20 protein-coding genes and 3 pseudogenes are annotated in these 16,607 nt (G+C 37.7%); 14 read left to right on the plus strand and 9 right to left on the minus strand.

The features are described from left to right. Positions 1–39 precede the first annotated feature (39 nt). The 3 genes from QNN06_RS03380 (at position 40) to QNN06_RS03390 (ending at position 2,809) form a co-directional block, all read left to right on the plus strand. Entirely contained in the window at positions 40–219 is a 180-nt protein-coding gene (locus QNN06_RS03380; RefSeq protein ID WP_217033224.1) for a twin-arginine translocase TatA/TatE family subunit, read from the plus strand. A 62-nt stretch (positions 220–281) separates the two neighbouring features. Further along, positions 282–1,028, plus strand: coding sequence for a twin-arginine translocase subunit TatC (gene tatC / locus QNN06_RS03385; RefSeq protein WP_217033226.1), 747 nt, complete (start codon positions 282–284; stop codon positions 1,026–1,028). Between the two features lie 623 nt (positions 1,029–1,651). Further along, positions 1,652–2,809, plus strand: a complete 1,158-nt coding sequence (locus QNN06_RS03390) for a trans-sulfuration enzyme family protein (RefSeq protein ID WP_284036978.1) — start codon at positions 1,652–1,654, stop codon at positions 2,807–2,809. A gap of 387 nt (positions 2,810–3,196) precedes the next feature. On the opposite strand, the gene QNN06_RS03395 is transcribed toward QNN06_RS03390, so the two are convergent. The 6 genes from QNN06_RS03395 to QNN06_RS03420 form a co-directional block, all read right to left on the minus strand. Next, positions 3,197–3,370: a spore germination protein gene (locus QNN06_RS03395; protein WP_213118783.1), complete on the minus strand. Its 174-nt coding sequence runs from the start codon at positions 3,368–3,370 to the stop codon at positions 3,197–3,199. A 221-nt stretch (positions 3,371–3,591) separates the two neighbouring features. After that, positions 3,592–3,816 carry a spore germination protein gene (locus QNN06_RS03400; protein ID WP_213118782.1) on the minus strand — a complete coding sequence of 75 codons (225 nt, stop codon included), beginning with the start codon at positions 3,814–3,816 and terminating at the stop codon, positions 3,592–3,594. An 86-nt stretch (positions 3,817–3,902) separates the two neighbouring features. Beyond that, the gene (locus tag QNN06_RS03405; RefSeq protein ID WP_213118781.1) at positions 3,903–4,127 is read right to left on the minus strand and encodes a spore germination protein; all 225 of its coding nucleotides are present in this window, start codon (positions 4,125–4,127) and stop codon (positions 3,903–3,905) included. Positions 4,128–4,412: 285 nt separating this feature from the next. After that, positions 4,413–4,724 (minus strand): hypothetical protein, encoded by a 312-nt coding sequence (locus QNN06_RS03410; protein WP_284036979.1) that lies wholly within the window; start codon positions 4,722–4,724, stop codon positions 4,413–4,415. After that, positions 4,702–5,166 (minus strand): phage tail protein, encoded by a 465-nt coding sequence (locus QNN06_RS03415; RefSeq protein WP_284036980.1) that lies wholly within the window; start codon positions 5,164–5,166, stop codon positions 4,702–4,704. Before QNN06_RS03415 ends, QNN06_RS03410 begins: the two co-directional genes overlap by 23 nt. A gap of 14 nt (positions 5,167–5,180) precedes the next feature. Further along, positions 5,181–5,660, minus strand: coding sequence for a GyrI-like domain-containing protein (locus QNN06_RS03420; RefSeq protein ID WP_213118778.1), 480 nt, complete (start codon positions 5,658–5,660; stop codon positions 5,181–5,183). A 110-nt stretch (positions 5,661–5,770) separates the two neighbouring features. On the opposite strand from QNN06_RS03420, the pseudogene QNN06_RS03425 reads away from it, so the two are divergent. Beyond that, positions 5,771–5,947, plus strand: a pseudogene (locus QNN06_RS03425) (HTH domain-containing protein); the annotation flags it as partial. A gap of 367 nt (positions 5,948–6,314) precedes the next feature. Beyond that, positions 6,315–6,638: a hypothetical protein gene (locus tag QNN06_RS03430; RefSeq protein WP_217033229.1), complete on the plus strand. Its 324-nt coding sequence runs from the start codon at positions 6,315–6,317 to the stop codon at positions 6,636–6,638. A 24-nt stretch (positions 6,639–6,662) separates the two neighbouring features. Here the strand turns inward: QNN06_RS03430 and QNN06_RS03435 are convergent, their stop codons facing one another. Beyond that, positions 6,663–6,905 carry a hypothetical protein gene (locus QNN06_RS03435; RefSeq protein WP_213118776.1) on the minus strand — a complete coding sequence of 81 codons (243 nt, stop codon included), beginning with the start codon at positions 6,903–6,905 and terminating at the stop codon, positions 6,663–6,665. Positions 6,906–6,992: 87 nt separating this feature from the next. Next, complete coding sequence (locus QNN06_RS03440) at positions 6,993–7,625, minus strand: HNH endonuclease family protein (protein WP_213118775.1); 633 nt, start codon at positions 7,623–7,625, stop codon at positions 6,993–6,995. 542 nt (positions 7,626–8,167) lie between these two features. On the opposite strand from QNN06_RS03440, the gene QNN06_RS03445 reads away from it, so the two are divergent. From QNN06_RS03445 to QNN06_RS03460, 4 genes and pseudogenes are all read left to right on the plus strand, one after another. Then, the gene (locus QNN06_RS03445) at positions 8,168–8,320 is read left to right on the plus strand and encodes a hypothetical protein (protein ID WP_213118774.1); all 153 of its coding nucleotides are present in this window, start codon (positions 8,168–8,170) and stop codon (positions 8,318–8,320) included. Between the two features lie 248 nt (positions 8,321–8,568). Then, positions 8,569–9,291 (plus strand): annotated as a pseudogene (locus QNN06_RS03450) (ABC transporter ATP-binding protein); the annotation flags it as partial. Between the two features lie 68 nt (positions 9,292–9,359). Further along, positions 9,360–10,007, plus strand: a complete 648-nt coding sequence (locus QNN06_RS03455) for an ABC transporter permease (RefSeq protein ID WP_213118772.1) — start codon at positions 9,360–9,362, stop codon at positions 10,005–10,007. A gap of 5 nt (positions 10,008–10,012) precedes the next feature. Continuing rightward, positions 10,013–10,918: an ABC transporter substrate-binding protein gene (locus tag QNN06_RS03460; RefSeq protein ID WP_249366765.1), complete on the plus strand. Its 906-nt coding sequence runs from the start codon at positions 10,013–10,015 to the stop codon at positions 10,916–10,918. A gap of 82 nt (positions 10,919–11,000) precedes the next feature. Here the strand turns inward: QNN06_RS03460 and QNN06_RS03465 are convergent, their stop codons facing one another. Further along, positions 11,001–11,651, minus strand: a complete 651-nt coding sequence (locus QNN06_RS03465; RefSeq protein ID WP_284036981.1) for a sulfurtransferase — start codon at positions 11,649–11,651, stop codon at positions 11,001–11,003. A 644-nt stretch (positions 11,652–12,295) separates the two neighbouring features. Between QNN06_RS03465 and QNN06_RS03470 the strand changes: the two genes are divergently transcribed. From QNN06_RS03470 to QNN06_RS03490, 5 genes and pseudogenes are all read left to right on the plus strand, one after another. Further along, positions 12,296–12,613, plus strand: coding sequence for a heterocycloanthracin/sonorensin family bacteriocin (locus QNN06_RS03470; protein ID WP_213118769.1), 318 nt, complete (start codon positions 12,296–12,298; stop codon positions 12,611–12,613). Positions 12,614–13,076: 463 nt separating this feature from the next. After that, positions 13,077–13,403: pseudogene (locus QNN06_RS03475) on the plus strand (tyrosine-type recombinase/integrase); the annotation flags it as partial. Between the two features lie 83 nt (positions 13,404–13,486). Next, on the plus strand, positions 13,487–13,750 hold the full coding sequence (locus tag QNN06_RS03480; RefSeq protein ID WP_217033235.1) for a hypothetical protein: 264 nt from the start codon (positions 13,487–13,489) through the stop codon (positions 13,748–13,750). Between the two features lie 292 nt (positions 13,751–14,042). Next, complete coding sequence (locus tag QNN06_RS03485; RefSeq protein WP_284036982.1) at positions 14,043–15,968, plus strand: BglG family transcription antiterminator; 1,926 nt, start codon at positions 14,043–14,045, stop codon at positions 15,966–15,968. Between the two features lie 312 nt (positions 15,969–16,280). Beyond that, entirely contained in the window at positions 16,281–16,589 is a 309-nt protein-coding gene (locus QNN06_RS03490) for a PTS sugar transporter subunit IIB (RefSeq protein ID WP_213118766.1), read from the plus strand. Positions 16,590–16,607 lie beyond the last annotated feature (18 nt).

Consider the following 16,607-nt stretch of genomic DNA (forward strand, 5'->3'; position numbering starts at 1 on the left):
GTTGATAAAAATAGAATCATTTATTAAGGAGGAGACACCATGTTTCAAAATATCGGCGTTCCAGGATTAATATTAATTCTTATCATTGCTTTAATCATATTCGGCCCATCTAAGTTACCTGAAATTGGACGTGCTTTCGGTAACACACTTAGAGAATTTAAACACTCTGCTAAGGATCTAGTGTCAGACGAAAAGGAAGAAAAGGAGAAAGCAAAGTAAATTCAACGGAGATGTAAGTAGTAAGCTTACATCTTCTTATTTTTTCAGAAAGGAGAAACTGTATGCCTATTCAAAATATGCTTTTGACAGAGCACCTCGAGGAACTTAGGAAACGGATTATCTATACTTTAATTGCTTTCATCATTTTTTTAGTTGGATCATTCATATATGTACAGGATATTTACAAATGGCTTATTCGTGATCTTAACCATAAATTGGCTGTATTAGGGCCAAGTGAAATTCTTTGGGTATACTTTATGATTTCAGGTGTGATCGCGATTGCTCTTACCATTCCAATTGCCGCTTATCAAACATGGAGATTTGTAAAACCAGCGCTCTCTGAAAAAGAACGAAAAACGACGATTTCATACATTCCAGGATTGTTTATCCTTTTTATCGCTGGTTTGTCTTTCGGTTATTTCGTTGTATATCCAACAGTTCTTAAATTTTTATTGTCCTTGTCTGAAGGGCAATTTGAAACGCTATTTACATCTGAAAAGTATTTCAAATTCATGATTAATTTGACACTACCGTTTGGATTTTTGTTCGAAATTCCACTTGTGGTTATGTTCCTAACTTCTATTGGGATCATTAACCCTAGGATTCTTTCGAAAGCGCGGAAGATATCGTATTTTTTAATTGTCCTAACATCTGTTTTGATTACACCGCCTGATTTCATATCAGATATATTAGTGACAGTACCTCTCATAGTTTTATACGAAATTAGTATTAACTTGTCAAAAATTATCTATCGAAAGAAACTTAAGCAGCAATCGGATAACGAAATGGAATTAGAGCAAGTGTCTTAATGAAAATCGACTACTTTTCTCGTCTTAACAGGTTAAAAACGCGCTTGGACAGTAAATCCAAGCGCGGCCTTTCAATATATTAAGTATGTAAGAATTTAACACATACTGGTTCAGGTACTATTACATCAGACTGTAAAAGTGTTAGTTTCCCCCCCATTATTTATCACTCCCCTAACTACTAACTGGCCGTTCATCGCCTGAGGTGGCACGAGATTGATTAATATAATTAATGATAGATAGAATTAGTCATATTTGCAAAGATAAAACTCGGAGCCGTTATGGCCTCAAGAATAGTTAAACCAGATAAAAAGTTGTAGTTTTATAAATATGTTGTTAAGGACGATTTCTAATTCGAAATCGGCCTTTTCATTTTTCAATAGAAGGGGTATAAAACTCTTTCCAACTTTGGAAAAATATTATCAATATTGCCAAAGTGGTAAGTTCGATCATTCCTTTGTTTTGCAGTACACCTTCGCAAAAATGAAAATAAATCAAGAATTTTACAATTAAAAATGTAGATTTAATAAGGTTTACAGAGTTGGCATAACTTTTGCATATACTGGTAATAGGAAGAAATAAAAACGCGGCATTTCAGATTAACTAAAATTAGGAGGCGTCATTTCATGAACTATTCGTCAAAATTAGTAAAAGTAAATAAAGATCCAGGGCATGGCTCACACATCTCCCCTGTTTATTTGACCTCAACATTTGTTTTTGAAAATGCAGAAGTAGGAGCACAACGTTTCGCAGGAGAAGATCCAGGATTTATGTATTCACGCCTGGGTAATCCAAATGTAAGAGAACTGGAAGAGAAGGTAGCGGAATTGGAATATGGTGAAGGTTGTTTAGCTTTCTCATCCGGAATGGCTGCCATAACGGGTTGCCTTTTTGGTGTTTTGCAGGCTGGCGATCACGTTGTTGCACACACAGCGTTGTATGGGGCGACACACGCGTTTCTATCCAAAACGGTAAAAAAGTTTGGCATTGATGTAACATTTGTACCATTTAAGACAGGGGAAGAGCTTGAACCACACATTACAGATAGAACAAAAGTGGTCTACTTTGAAACCCCTTCTAATCCTACGCTTTCTTTAGTGGACATGAAGAGTGTAGCGGCGGTCGCTAAGCAAAAGGGGATCTTGACTGTTGTTGATAATACGTTTTTGTCCCCATATTTACAAAATCCTATTCAATGTGGCATTGATATTGTCGTCCACAGTGCAACAAAATACTTGTCGGGTCATGGATACCTTATTGGCGGACTTGTGATTTCCAGCAAGGAAATAATTGAACCGATGCGAAAAGAAGTGCAGAAGACGATGGGAGCCAATTTGTCCCCTATGGATGCCTGGCTTCTCTATCAAGGGATACGTACATTGCACATTCGCATGGATCGCTCACAAGAAAATGCACAAATTTTGGCGGAACGCCTGGAAAAACATAAGGCTATAGAAAAGGTTTACTTTCCAGGATTAGCTAGTTTTGAAGATGAAAAAATCATGGAGAAACAAATGAAAGGTCCTGGAGCAATGATTTCTTTTGTCTTGAAGGGGGGATACGAGGCTGGGGTTAAACTTATGAATTCAGTAAAACTGAGCACTTTAGCAGTTTCCCTAGGGGATGTAGGTACATTAATTCAACATCCAGCTTCGATGACACATGCAATCATCCCTAAGGAAGAAAGAGAAAAAGCAGGTCTCGATGATGGACTCGTTCGTTTTTCGGTTGGAATTGAAGATGTAGAAGATATATGGAAGGATCTCGAAATGGCATTAAAATAACCGTGCCGTTTAAGGATTTCATTAAGCGTTAAGGGTAAATATGATCTAGAAAAATCCAACTAGATAAAGAGGGGAATAAAATGTTAAACCCATTGGCTTTAGAATTAATCATGGAAGCCCGACCAGAAAACCTCTCTTCATGATCAAGATGATACATCTTTACTGATTGAGGGTCTGACCCCGTTTTTATTGGTTCTATTGTCCTCTGTATTAACGGGATGGGGACGGGAATATGAAGGACCTGGAGGGAAAGTGGTTATAAATCCGCAAAATAGTAAAACAAGCACGAAGTCCCGCTCTTGTAATATGAATATCCCAAAAGTTAGTCTGGCAGGGCAAGCAAAAGCTTGTCCTGTTTATTCCAGCCTTTTTAAATCAACTTGCAGTCTAAATATATTTTTTGAAACCTGAATTAGTTATAACTTTTATCCCCGTGTTGCTTTCTCCAGCCCCAGTAATTGTTTTTGACACAGCTTTTGGTGAACTAAAAACTGTCCTGCCGAAGTTTACAACCCCGCTTGAAATGGTACCAATATGAATGCCGTTTTTGTTAACAATCAAGTTGATTCCCCCTAAATTGCTTTAAATCATTATATGTAAAAGCTGGTATGATGGTACAGATAATTTGATCATTAGTGTCCCGGTAGGGCTTGACTACCCCACATGAAAAAAACAAGGAATGTTGTGCAGGCTGCCGCCATTTTTTACGCACTTCATTCCTTGGTTTTTTTTATTTCCGGAATTTAAGAAATCACGAAGGGAAAAAAACTGGTTTTATCACTTTAGTTATTACTCTTAATTGGCATATCGATTACACTGGGGTCAATATAATTTGTAAAACTTGCGCCGGTATTTGTGATCACTGCTCCCCCAGTGTTAAATACTCCGGAACCACCTTCGGTTTTAGATGCCGTCTTTGGTGTGATAAACACGAGGTCACCAAATTGGACATCACCATCTCCACCGATATTATCTATTGTTACTGCTCCATTAATAATTGCAGGCATTTTGGCCGCCACCCTTTTCAATATTTGTTATATTCCCGGAATTTAAGGATTCCTAATCACAAATTGTGATAACCGGTTTAATTGCTTTAATTATTTCCAACCACTGGCATGTCAATTACGTTGGGGTCAATAAAATTCGTAGCACTTGCAATGGTATTTGTTACTATGAATACTCCTGTGTTAAATCCCCCGGCACCGGCAGGAGTCTTAGAGGCAACCTTTGGTGAGTTGAACAAGCTATCACCAAATTGGACATCACCATTTCCAGTGATATTATTTATTATTATTGGTCCAGCAATAATCGCAGGCATTTTGACAGCATCCTTTTCATTTAAGTAACCTGTTTTAGCATGCTATGCGTTTATCCCAGTTCTTGTGCTTTTTTATTTTAGGCTTTTTTCTTTTGAAATCTAAGAACCTCTTAATGGGCCATATTTCTACAAGTATTAGATTAAAGGACCTTTTCCGGAATAAGGACTAGTTCCTTTGTTACGTGAAAGGCGGCCACCCCGTTTAGAGACTAAAAATAAATTATGGAAAGGGGAAGCCCCTCTCCATAGTGTATTTTTAGTGTAGTTACTGCCATATAGGCAATATTATAAAACTTTATCCTTCTGCCTCAACCCGATTTCCACTTCTAATTCACCTGATGCAACTTTATCCAAGTGCCACCACCATTCTTCAAGCGGTTCTGCGGAAAGAAAGAAATCATAGACCTTTCCTATATGCTCCACCATTCGTTCTACATTTTCGAGCAGCTTTAAATCATATCTCATTAGAAGAAATCGCTCTTGCTGTGTCATTTTTGAGGAATCCTTGTAAAGTCTGCTGCGGCGGTGCAGCATATCAATTGTTTCAAATAAGCAAAATTTCCTTTTGCTTACTTCAATATTCCCCTTTAATGACAAAAAAAGAGCCCCGAATGGTTCCAGCTAGTTTAGACTTCTGCCTTGCAAATTTAAACTTCCCTTCCAACTCCTTGGGTACCTTCATCCCCTCCGAAAGCTTAAAACCAACGGCACGCTTTTTAGGGTTATCAACCGTATACAGGACGTTGACGGAAAGACCATCTTCGTAAAAGACGTAGGTCCAATCGATATTTTCCACTTGAAAACGCGACGTTTCTAAAGGTTTGGCCGCAAACTCAAGATCACGTTCTTTTTTCAAAATTTGGTTCACATAGTCAAGAGTCTCCTGACTTTCGCTAGCTGGTACAACCGTAAATTCATGCTTGTATTTGTTCATAAAGTATCGGGCTTCATTCGCACGTAAACCGGCAAGTGCTTCTGCTACGGGTGAAGCTTCTAAACCATCGGTAGACACATTTTTAAAATCAACGGTATAAGCCATTTCCATTCCTCCCTTTATTTCCTTACAACAGGAATCCACATTTCACCAAATACGAGGCCGTTTCGCTGCCCCATCTCAACCGTTGTATTTGGACCGCCCACATAGGCAAAATTCGTTGCTGCTGGCAAGACTTGACCAAAGGCTATGCCAGTCAGCCTGTTGCTCAACTCTTCAGCTGTTTTCGCTTCTCCTTTAACAACGAGGTAGTCGCCTTTAGGAAATTGGATTATTCTGGTTGCTTCTGGTAATGTTGTCTCTGTTATGACGCCAGCATAATGCATCATCTTGTTATTGACTGCTTCGTTCACAGCAAAAATGTAGTCATTTGCGGCTACTTCTTTTAACGTGTCAAGCCTTCCATCCTGTTTGACTGCCTCCCAAAAGTCTGCCTTTTCCTTGGTAATGCCTGCATAATCTGTGTAATGGCTCTCAAGCTCCGTCCCAAAACCTAAAACGGTAAAGCTGTCTTTTTCTTCTAGGATATAATCTGCCATATTCAAAACCTTCCTTTTTTTAAAATTGATCAAATGATTTGTTTTTCCACTTGATGAGTTTATAATAGCCTTAAATCATGTCAAAAATTGATACTGTTTAGGGGGCCCCGATGAAAAAAGTTGGACGGATTAATACCATCATGCGGTATATCAACAACCGCGCCCACTTTACCATTTCTGAAATCATGCAGGAATTTAATATCTCTCGGTCGACAGCGATTAGAGATATCAGAGAAATTGAAGCCATGGGGATGCCGCTTGTTGCTGAAGTCGGAAGGGATGGGGGGTAATTTGTCATGAACAACTCTGTCTTGCCCACTGTACGCTTTACTAAGTCCCATTCAATATAATGTTTCTGAAATTCTAGGAAGCAAGTAAGAAACCCTTCAAACTAGTTTGGTTTGAAGGGTTTCTTTTATTAATGGTATATAGCTATAAAAGTTTCGGAGGATAAATTCAGCTAGATCTTTTCTATTATTCTCCATTTCTATGTAGTAGAAAGTTCGTCATTTAATTCTTAGTTAAGAACATTATTATTAAAAATAAAGAACTTTTTGTGTACTACAATTGGATAAATAAGGTAAAATCAAGAGGTACATAATTTTCAAATGAAAGTGTGGGAGAGAATTGGTTTTTTTTAGAAAAAGGAGAAGTTTGTTCGCTAAGTTGACAACGTTGATTCTACTATTTTCATTACTAACACCGGTTTCCAACGGAGTGGCTGCGGGTGACGTGACACCTCCAAAGCTAACTAGTTTAGTGTTATCCGGAACAAGTGCTACTCAAGGCGAATCCATCACGCTTAGTGCAGAAATACTCGAAGAGGAATCAGGGGTGGATGTTGCCTATGCCTATTATGATGGCCCAACCGGTTATTCAAGGACTGTTTCTTTGAGGTTTAACCCTGAGCCAGTCACAACCCGTAATTTGTCGATTTCTTATCGACATTATACGAGTCGTGACTGGCACTCTTTTTGATTAGGAGTAAGTGAATTCAGCGTCTCAAGAGCGCTCTAGAACGGTAACGAGCATGCGGTGGACGACCTCGTGATCACGCGGATCGTGCAGGCGATAGTCTTCACCCGGCAGCGTGTACCACTCCTCGGCGCCAACATATGTGATAGCGAGCGTGAGGGTACCGTCGTCATCGCAGGTGGTACGCAATTCAAGCTCACCGCTGATCACACCGACCTCATTGGTCATGACACCATGGGTTGCGGTGAAGATTGACGTCTTCTTTTCCATGCGAGTAACTCCCTTCTGTGGTTGGATAGTTGTGCTGCGAGTACTACAAACGGTCGGTTGATTGTACTTGAAGAAGCAATAACCGACTTAGTAGGAACAGGTGTTAAGCATGCTCTGCAGCGCAGTCTTCTCCGACGACTGCAGGCTTAGGCCCCAACGGTACTTGGTGTTGATCCACCACTTCGCGTACGCGCAGCGGGCGCCGGAACGCGGTGGTTGCCACGTCGATGGATCCTGGTCTCCCTTAGAACGGTTGATACTGGCGGTCACTGCGATCAGCTGCGTGCCGTTGAGGTCGTTGGCGAAGTCCTGACGCTTTTGCGTGGTCCAGCTGCTGGCTCCGGAACGCCACGCCTCGGCTAAAGGGACGATGTGGTCAATGTCCACTTCGGACGGTGAGTACACGGTGACGCCGTCGTAGTAGCTGTACCACTTGCCAGACGTAACAGGGCAATTTCCGCTGTAGTAGTCGGCGTCACGCTTGAGCACTACCTGACGGGTGTCGCAGCCACCGCCTTGGCTGATCCAGTGCGGGAACAAGTCGCGAGTGTAGCCGGTCATGGATCCTTCGGATTTGACGGTCAGAGAGTTCAGCTGGGATTGGGCGGTGGACAAGGACGGTGTTCCGGGCGGTTGCGCCGAGGCAGTTGACAAGTCAAGTTGAAAAACAGCAAACGCCATAACCAACCCCAAGACAAACAACATCGATTTCTTCAACATAGAGATACCCCCTATATGTAATTTTTTATATTAACATCTATGTTCATTAATAGTGAATGCGATGTTAATACTAAGGTAAAGATTGAAACCAAAGCGAAATGGGGCACGATAACGATTCATTCGTTTTAGGGCATCTTTGTGAAAAGCAACATAGAATGAGTAATCTGTATCATTGTTAAGTAGTGTTCAATGAAAAAAGGCAATAAATTGAACTTTCCTCTACTTGCAATGATAGTACATGAATGATTTTCCTTAAAGTTAAAAATTTGTAAATAATCTAAAAATTACAAAGAAATAAGGCAAGTTCCTGTCGCTACCCGCATTTTGTCGAATTCTCCTCGATAAGATTCGGGTGGTGACAGGCACTCTTTTGATGCTTTACAGGCATGGCAAAAATGAAAATAAATAAAGAATTTTACTATTAAAAATGTAGATTTAATAAGGCTTACAGAGTTGGCATAACTTTTGCATATACTTCTAATTAGGAAGAAATAAAAACGGTAGCGTTTCAGATTTAACTAAAATTAGGAGCCGTAATAATCATGAACTATTCATCAAAACTGGTAAAAGTAAATAAAGATCCAGGGCATTGCTCACACATCTCCCCTGTTTATATGACTTCAACATTTGTTTTTGATAATGCAGAAGTAGGTTCTTCATTATTTTCAATAGAAAACTATCAAGAAAATATATGAATGTATTTGAAAAGTAGATAGATATTCATCGTATGTATAGATAGGTCGAATAGGAAAATAAATAAGGTTAATGTTAGAATATAAATTGCATTAAATATCTTGAATTAAAGGGAAATCGGAATCTCGAACTGGAATATATTTTCCATTCGCTTAAATTTACGAAGCGTAAATAAGTTTTAGGAAATAGATAACTATAACTCTGTCCGTCAAAGTAAGAGTTAGATTAAGCGGGAGGACACCATGAAAATATGAATACAGCAGCGGTAGAACTTGTTAATATCAGTAAAATATTTGATTCAGGACATGCTGTAAAGAATCTAAATTTAACTCTAGCAAAAGGAAAAATTACAACCATTATTGGACCATCCGGATGTGGAAAATCAACCACTCTAAAAATGATTAATAAACTTATAGAACCGGATGAAGGAACAATCTTTATTAATGGGAAAGATATAAGTCGAATGGATTCAGTTAACCTTCGGAGAAATATTGGATATGTTATTCAACAGATTGGTCTATTTCCACTTATGACCATTGAAGAAAATATATCGATTGTTCCTATATTAAAGGGTGTAAAAAAGGTAGAAATAAAGGAAAGAGTAACTGAACTATTAAATTTAATTGGTCTTGATCCTGAACAATATCGTTATCGTTATCCAAGTGAAATTAGTGGTGGCCAGCAACAACGGATTGGTGTAGCAAGAGCACTCTGTGCAGACCCATCCATTATATTAATGGATGAACCGTTTAGTGCTCTTGATCCAATAAGCCGTGTTCAGTTACAAGATGAGCTAATTTCTTTACAAAAAAAATTGAAAAAGACCATTATCTTTGTTACTCATGATATGGAGGAAGCATTAAAAATATCAGATCACATGGTAGTTCTTAAAGATGGAGTATTAATTCAAAGTAGTCCTCCAATTGATTTACTGCGTCAGCCCAAAAATGAATTTGTTCGTGAATTTATTGGGGTTAAATACTTTCAAGATTCTTTTATTCTTCCAATGAGCTCACTGGATGATCATGAGGGTGCATCAAGATGATGAAATGGATAGAAATTTTATCAAAAACCGGGGAACACCTTTATTTATCATTTACAGCTCTCTTTATTGCGTGTTTGATTGCTATTCCTTTAGGAATCTATTTTGCAAATCATGACCGTCTCGCTACACCGGTGATTAGAGTTGTACAGGTCATCCAAACTATCCCAAGTCTAGCTTTACTAGGTTTTATGGTTCCCATTTTTGGGATTGGGACACTTCCGGCGATCATTGCCTTAATCCTCTACTCTTTATTACCGGTTTTACAAAATACGTTTACTGGAATTCGAGAAGTAGACAAGTCTCTTATTGAAATTGGAACTGGAATGGGAATGACAAAGAGACAAATTCTTTGGTTAGTCCAATTACCTATGGCGCGCAGCGTTATTATGGCCGGAGTTCGAATGGCTGCCGTTCAAACCATAAGTGTTGCCACGATTGCCACTTTTATTGGAGCTGGCGGGTTAGGCGATTTGATTATGAGAGGAATTGGTATGCTTGATACAGCTATGATTTTAACTGGAGCGATCCCAACCGCTTTGCTAGCCATTATTTTAGATCGATTGCTTCTTTATCTTGATGATAAATTAACACCTAAAGGATTACGTAAAAAAAGAAAAAAACAAATTTCAGGAGAGTTAAAGTGAAAACAATGAAAAGATTAAATTCAAAATTTATTCGTAAAATGATGATGGCATTAACCAGCTTAACCTTGCTTTTTAGCATTGTTGGATGTAGTAATCAATCAGATACCGTTACGATTGGCGGAAAAGATTTTGCTGAACAGGAAATCCTTGCAAACATGATGAAACTATTAATTGAAAATGAGACAGATTTAAATGTTCAATTAAAGACTGGACTTGCCGCCAATATTACTTGGGCAGCTTTAAAAAAAGGGGATATTGATGGCTATGTAGAGTACACTGGAACTGGATTAATTAATATTTTAAATCATAAACCTGTAACGGATGCAGAAGAAGCGTATAACATAGTAGCTGAAGAATTTCCTAAAGAGTTCGGAATTACATGGTTAAAACCGCTGGGATTTAATAATACTTATGTCGTGACAATGCGTAAAGATCAAGCAGAAGAACTAGGTATTAAGACGGTCTCCGATTTAGCAGCGAAATCTGATCAATTAATTTTTGGTACTGGACAAGAATGGCTTGGACGCGAGGATGGTTTCCCAGCCTTTGAAAAGATATATAATGTAAACTTTAAAAAGGTTGTCACAATGGATTATGGATTATGGTATCCTTCGGTTCTAAATAAAGAGATTGATGTGATTATTCCTTATTCTACTGACGGTAAACTTGCAGCCTATGATTTAGTTCTTCTTAAAGATGATAAACATTTATTCCCTCCTTACGATGCTGTACCTATTTTTAAAGATGAAGTCCTTAAAAAGCATCCTGAATTGAAAGAAGCAGTAAATAAATTAGCTAACCAAATTGATGAAACAGAAATGCAAAAATTGAATGCAAAAGTTGAAATTGACAAAGAAGATGCAGCAAAAGTAGCAGAAGAATGGTTAAAAGAAAAAGGGCTTCTTAAATAGATTGATATAAAAAGAAGATGAGCATTTGCTTATCTTCTTTTTATTGGCTAATGGAAATTAGCATTAGAGTGATTTGCCTAATTTAATCTAATTGACTCCACTCCATCCATCCACCATCGAATAAACTAATATTTTGCCACCCCAATAAATGAGCAATAAAAAATGCTTCACTTGCTCTCCAGCCTGTGCCGCAATAAAAAATAATTTTTTTCTCTGAAATAATTCCTGATTCTTTCCATAGTTTTCCTATTTCTTCAAGGTTTTTGAGTACCCCGTTTTTTTTCTCAAAATCCTCCATATGATAGGGATCGGATCCAGCATAGCCCCATACTGCATTTGGAATACGACCCATTTCTTTCATATAAACATACCCGGTGTTTTTACCAGAATATTCATTCCAGCTGCGAACATCAACCACTATGCTGTCTTGATTCTGTAAATTTTTTTCAACGTCCTTCCTTGTGGAAAGATAGTTTGATTTTGGTTGTAAAAGTTTAAAAGTACCTTTGCTATCTTGTTGTATATTCGAAGGGTGTTCTTCAGTGCTAAATCCAAGAGCATTCCATGCATCGATTCCCCCATTCAGCAAACGAACATCTTCTAAACCTGCATACATGAATGTCCATGCCGCCCGGGTAGCAGCCATTATTTTTTTTCCGTAAACAATAACAGTGGTTTCATTGCTGATTCCTAATTCATTTATGACCTTTGTTAGATTGATATCTTGTATCAAATATAAGTTTCTTAAGCTCCACTGGTGAAAGTAACTTATGTTGATTTTTAAATTGCACGTAGTACTCACCTCTAAATAGTAGCTTTAACGTAATACATATCCTCACCTTCATGATAAACAGAAATTGTGGAACATTCAAATGTGATCTAGCAGGAAAACCGCTTTTCTTTTTATGAAAGGCACTGTTAAAGAATACTGTTTTTTATCCAAAGAAAAAAGACCGTTTAGAGCGTTTTTTTTAAGTATGTCTTCTTGAAGTAAATCACCCTTTAGATAAAGTCTAATACTTCACAATTTTGCTCCGATACAAACTAGGGTAGAAGTCCACCTTTAGGTCCCAACAAGATAAGGTTGACAGGGTTTCTTCATTCAAAATCAAACTTCCCTATAAAGGTCCTTCGTTAAGATTTAAAACAAGTTGAATAAAATTAGCCCACTATCTTTGCTTCCAGACACAACATTTTATGATACTTTACTATGAAATAGGCTTTTTAAACAGTAACAGCCACCTAAAAGTAGCATATTTTGTTGAAGAGAGTACACGTAGTAACTCTAAATTACACTTAACTGACAAAATTTTTTCGTTCAAATCTCTTGTTAGAAGTCAGTTTAACCTAATTATTAAATAAACAGAGGAGGTACAAATGCTAAATTTTCAAAATGAACTTCAAACTTTAGGAATGGATAATTTCCAAGTTGGTCATTTAATTCCTATAGGTCCTCAGAGCCAGGATCCGAGAATATTTGGCGGTATGCGTTGCGGTGGCATGATGTGCGGCGGTATGCGTTGCGGTGGCATGATGTGTGGTGGTATGCGTTGTGGTGGCATGATGTGTGGCGGTATGCGTTGTGGTGGCATGATGTGTGGCGGTATGGGTTTCGGCGGCATGATGTGCGGCGGTATGGGTTTCGGCGGCATGATGTGTGGCGGCATGATGTGTAGCGGCATGATGTTTATTTAGTTGTTTTAGCTGTTTTGGAGGTTAGTAAATCTCATCAAAAAAATGTTTTTTTATGAAAAGAAGTGTCCCTGCATGGGCACTTCTTTGTTGCTATATCATATTGGAAATATTATATAGGAAATTAATACAGTGAACATTGTAACGACTAGGAATTCCTCCTTTCACTAAACTGCTACGTTACTTGAAGAAGAAAAAAAGCTTTGCTCCTTTTTTTCAAGCCTGTTTTATATAAATATTGGTAATTTAATAAACTAGGCATCCATCCAATCATATTTAGATGAACACTCATAATTTACTGTAACTTTGAATGAGAGGATGATATTAATGGTTTACTACATATTGTTGCATCACTATAATCCATGGTATAAACCAATTGTCGTTCCATTTATTCCCCCATCACCGATATCACCAGTTGTTATTTCCCATCGAAATTTGAACGAGTATGGTTTAAAATACCCTTATTAATGTTCGCTGCGAAATTTGGTTAAAACAGTACCTGGATAGTCATGAAGACCGGGATTCTGCTGTTTTTGTCACGGAACAGGATCCCCATCAAGTGAGTATTGCCCAGATGCGATACATTATCAAACGGATTTCCCACCGTGCTGGCATCAATAAAGACATACATCCGCACCAACTAAGGCACAGCTATGCAACCCACCTGTCGAATAATGGAGTATATTTGGATGTTATTCAAAGCTTATTAGGTCATGAATAAAGTGAAACGATCAGGATTTATGCCCAACTAAGCGGAAGAATAAGACAGGAACTGTATAAGAAATATTTTTAACTAATAAACAAGAATAAGCAACGCATCATGGATTGCGTTGCTTTGTTTCACTCTTGCACCCTTTAGTTACCTTATCAGAAGGAATGACAGAAGCAGAGGTAGAAGAAGAACTGGATTCCTGGGTACTGAAAGAGGTATTAGACGGTGGTTTTGGGAACAAGCCATACCGCTGTGAATGCGGCACCCCATTAAGATATCAGTATATCGTTTTACATACGAAAGAGAAGAAAATCTATAAATTAGGAGAAACTTGCCTAGAAAACTACACCAACTTATCCCCGGAAATCATAAACGATATCAAAAAGGGATTCCATAACATCGATTTAGAAAGAGATGAAAAAAATTAAACCGGATCCTTATCTGTAGAATAATTTAAGATGAGAAAAAACTTTAACAGTATTCAATACTATTAGAGTTTTTTGTTTGCAATTATTATTCTACTGGCATTGTGACAGTTGTTTTTGGCTTTTCTAAGTTAGTCCGTTTTTTGTGTAAGGCTGACTCCTGCCTGTTTTCAAAATAACAATTCTAACAATACTTCTCAAGTATCGGTTATATTTATTTTGGAGTCAATGGCAAGGGAAGTGAACAAACTAAAAAATACCAAATGATTTTTCAATAAGAAAGGTGGGTAGAAAAATGGTTTCGAAAAGGCAAAAAGACATCGTATTGTCTTTAATGAAGGAGAAAGAACCTGTTACAGCTGAATGGATGGCAAAAGAACTTGGTGTGAGTGACAGAACCATTCGCACCGAGATCAAAGAACTTCAATCACAATGTTCTTCGTTAGGAATCATGATTGAATCGGTTCGAGGAAAAGGATATCTATTACATATAACGGGTTATGAAGTATTTGAAAAGGAGTTTAATGCGAATGCGAATGATGGGATAGATGAAAGTCAATCTCATTTTTCTGAACAGGAAAATAGGGTTTCGTATTTATTAAAAAGATTTTTATTAGAAAAGGAACCGATAAAATTAGAAAGTCTTGAGGAAGAACTATTTGTTTCCAAGCCTAAGCTTCAAAATGACTTAAAAGCCGTCCGTGAAATATTGGAGCGTTATCACTTGAAGTTAGTTTCCAGACCGCATTATGGTACGCAGGTCGAAGGCGACGAATATATGAAACGGCTATGCTTTTCAAATTATATTTTAAGCCGGAATAGCAGCATAAACATTGACAGTCATTCTTTTCAAATATTGGACGAAAAACTATTTGAAAAGATAAAAGAAATCATCATAAAAAAAGTGAATCAATACAAAATTGAGATATCTGACATAGCACTCGAAAATTTGGCAACCCATATCTCCATTGGATGCAAAAGGATTGAAGAAGGATTTGTCATTGAAAACCTCGAACACGATTTAGAAGGAAAATACCCCTTTGAAAAAATAGTAGCTAATGAAATTGTAAAAGAAGTAGAGGAGTTTACCGGCTTAAACTTTCCAAAAACAGAGATTAATTATATTATTGTTCATTTGTTGGGGACAAAATTAATTCATAAGAATACGTTGAATGAATTTAGTAAATTTGATGAGTTAGACACCATCATTCATTGCATGACGGAAAGGTTGAAAACTGAATTAAATTGGGATTTTCATGACGACTCCGAATTCATTCAAGCGCTGACTTTGCACATTCGGCCGGCAATGAACAGGTTGCGGTACAATATGAACATTCGGAATCCATTATTAGATGAAATTAAAAGGAAATATCCTAGCGCCTTTGAGGGGGCAGCCATTGCGAGCAGATGTATCGACGAATATTTGGGGATTGAGGTAGGAGAACACGAAATTGCCTATATTGCCTTACATATTGGTGTGGCATTAGAAAGAATGAAGACAAGGCAGAAAAAGGCAAAACGGGTCATTATAGTGTGTGCTTCTGGTGTCGGGAGTGCAAGGCTGCTATTTTATCGTTTGCAAAATGAATTTAAAGATGAAATCGAGATAGTGGCTACAACCAACTATTATCAATTAAAAGAATACGACCTATCCTCCCTTGATTTTATTATTAGTACAATTCCAATAAAAGTAGATATAGGCGTTCCAGTACAAGTCGTCAATACCTTTTTGGGCGAAGGGGATATTGCAAATATCCGGAAGGGCTTATCGTCTGTAAAAGAGGGCGAGGAACGGAGCTTTATAGATGAGTCCAGAGTTTTTATTCATAAAGACTTTGAGGATAAGGAAAGCGTCATCCGTTTTATGTGTGAAGAATTATACAAACAAAATCTCGTCTCCAAAGATTATGTGAATTTGGTGTTGGAAAGGGAGGCGCTCGCTCCAACAAGCTTTGGGAATCTTGTTGCCATCCCTCATCCACTTACACCGGAAACAGAGGAAACATTTTGGACCGTGTGTACATTAAAGAAGCCGATCGAATGGACAGATAAACAGATGGTTCAATTTATCTGCTTGCTAAATATAAGAAAAGAACCCGAGGGTGATCTGGAAAAAATGTATCAAAGGCTCATTGCTTTAATTGAAAACAGTACAAAGGTCCAAAAAATTCTAAAGAGTAAATCAGCTGAAGAAATTATAAAGATTTTAAATAAATCTTAACTGATAGGAATTAATCTTAACGAAGAAGCCATTTAATAGAAATAGATTGGGGGTATTCCAAAAGGAGTACCCCTTTTTAAGGTTATGGGCATATTATCAGAGGATAATGAGTTTACATAACTTTTAGTGTCCATCCATTTTTCCGTTACGTAACGGAAAAATCCTTTCTGTAAAATTAAACGCTTTCAACATAAACTATAAACATAAAGTGATTGAATCACTCTTAAAACAGTCGCCAAATTGAACTGTTTAGATTAATTGGCTCATTGTTTTTTAAAAATAACTTTTATAGATAATAGGAGGAATAAATCGATGAATATTTTACTATGTTGTGCTGCGGGGATGAGTACAAGTCTGCTTGTGACCAAGATGGAGAAAGCAGCCCAAGAGCAAGGTTTAGAGGGGAAAATCTGGGCAGTTCCAGCCAATCAGGTCAACCTACACATTGACAACGCTGATGTCCTTCTTTTAGGACCGCAAGTTAGATTCCTGCTTCCAAAAATGAAACAGTTAGGTGAAGAAAAAGGCATTCCAGTCGATGCGATCAATCCAGTCCACTACGGTACGTGCAATGGCCCGGAAGTTCTAAAAACAGCTATAAATTTAGTAAATAACAAATAATAAAAAAAGGGGAAAAAT

The organism is Neobacillus sp. 114 (genome assembly GCF_030127045.1).
Taxonomy (GTDB): Bacteria; Bacillota; Bacilli; order Bacillales; family Cytobacillaceae; genus Neobacillus; species Neobacillus rhizophilus.